This is a genomic window from Streptosporangium sp. NPDC049376, assembly GCF_044466505.1.
In the GTDB taxonomy this organism is placed as follows: domain Bacteria; phylum Actinomycetota; class Actinomycetes; order Streptosporangiales; family Streptosporangiaceae; genus Streptosporangium.
Genome location: NZ_JBITMT010000013.1, coordinates 192,805 through 194,461 on the forward strand (window position 1 = coordinate 192,805; position 1,657 = coordinate 194,461).

Consider the following 1,657-nt stretch of genomic DNA (forward strand, 5'->3'; position numbering starts at 1 on the left):
CCTGGCGATGTCGTTGAACAACTACGCCATCCGGCTGGCTGAGAGCGGCCGACGCCGGGAGGCGGTACCGGTTAGTGAGGAGGCCGTCCGTCTCTATGGCGAGCTGGCCGAACTCAACCGCGATGCTTACCTGCCCGACCTGGCGATGTCGTTGAACAACTACGCCATCCGGCTGGCTGAGAGCGGCCGACGCCGGGAGGCGGTACCGGTTAGTGAGGAGGCCGTCCGCTTGCGTCGGGAGTTGGCCGGGCTCAACCGTGACGCCTACTTGCCCGACCTGGCGACGTCGTTGAACAACCACGCCATCCGGCTGGCTGAGACCGGCCAGAGCCGAGAAGCGGTACCGGTCAGTGAGGAGGCCGTCCGCCTGCGTCGAGAACTGGCCGAACTCAACCGTGACGCCTACCTGCCCAACTACGTTCAGAGTCTTACCGCGATGGGATATGTCCTGGTCAAAGGAGCCCGGTTCGGTGAGGCGACCGCCCCGTTGGCCGAGGCGCTCATCGCCGGGCAGCAGCTGCCCGAGTACGCCCAGGGCATCATGGAAGCGGTCGTCGGTCTGCTGCGCCACGCCTATGTGGGGGATGTCAGGGGGGTGAGCAGAAGCTTTCGCGAGGTCACCGGCCAGGGTGTCCCCGATTGGATGAAGCAGCCGCCCACCGTCAAGGGGTGAGGAGATCGCTGGCCAGCTGTGCCATGACCTGCGGTTGGGCCGTCCGGCAGGGGCGTACATTTCTGGGCCACCTACGGCGGGTCATGCATCGTTGTAGTTCCGAGCTTCGAGCCCGAATCTGCCGTATTCCGGTGACATCCGATCACCGTGGAGAGCTACGCGGCTACGTCGCCGAGTACGGTGAGCCCGCATAGTCACGGAGGTAGCTGGCGGCTGGGGACGCGTCCGTGAACGGAGGCCGATCAGAACCTACTTTGGGGCTGGGGCCACACCCCGGGTGAGCGGGCGGGTCAGGCGAACCAACGCACGCGCATGCAGGGCGCTCTTCACCACGCTGCTGGCCACATGCCGGTGATGTGGTTGGGGACCGAATGCCCACGCGCACTGCCACAGCGTTCGGCTCCGCTGCCCTGGAGCGGCTTCAGAAACTGGCCGCCCCTCCACCGACCGTCCTGAAGGGCCACACGACGCGGAGTTGGGAAGCCGGTCGTCAGGGGCAGACCGTGCGGAAGTCCGCCTCGGGAATGTGTTGTGCCCATTCGGCGGGGGTGAGTGAGCGGGCGGCGATCGCGCATAGCGCTCCAGGCAGGTCATCAGGGACTCCCACATCCCACAACCGCACCGAGTCGAAGCCTTCGGTGACGAAGGTCCGGCCGTCAGAGCTGAACATCACCCGGGTTATTGCGGAGCCGTCTGCGGGCAGGGGGGAGCCGATCCGTTTACGGGTGGCGACATCCCAGAGCTGCGCTTCTTTTCCGGCTCCGGTGGCCAGGGTGCGGCCGTCCGGGCTGAATGCCACCGACTCCACCGAATCGGTGTGGCCGGTGAGGGGAGTGGTGATCTGCTTGCGGGTGGCGACGTCCCACAGCCGCACTGTGTCGTCGTAGCCTCCGGTGGCCAGGGTGCGGCCGTCCGGGCTGAATGCCACCGACTCCACCGAATCGGTGTGGCCGGTGAGGGGAGTGGTGATCTGCTTGCGGGTGG

Annotated in this window: 2 protein-coding genes; one reads left to right on the forward strand and one right to left on the reverse strand. The window is 66.6% G+C overall.

Translation table 11 applies throughout. The features are described from left to right. Nucleotides 1–673 (forward strand): tetratricopeptide repeat protein (locus ACIBVQ_RS28745; protein ID WP_399181228.1); only part of this gene is annotated, 673 nt, incomplete at its 5' end. Nucleotides 674–1,163: 490 nt separating this feature from the next. Here ACIBVQ_RS28745 and ACIBVQ_RS28750 read toward each other — a convergent pair. Then, the coding region (locus ACIBVQ_RS28750; protein ID WP_399181230.1) for a WD40 repeat domain-containing protein at nt 1,164–1,657 on the reverse strand (494 nt) is incomplete at its 5' end.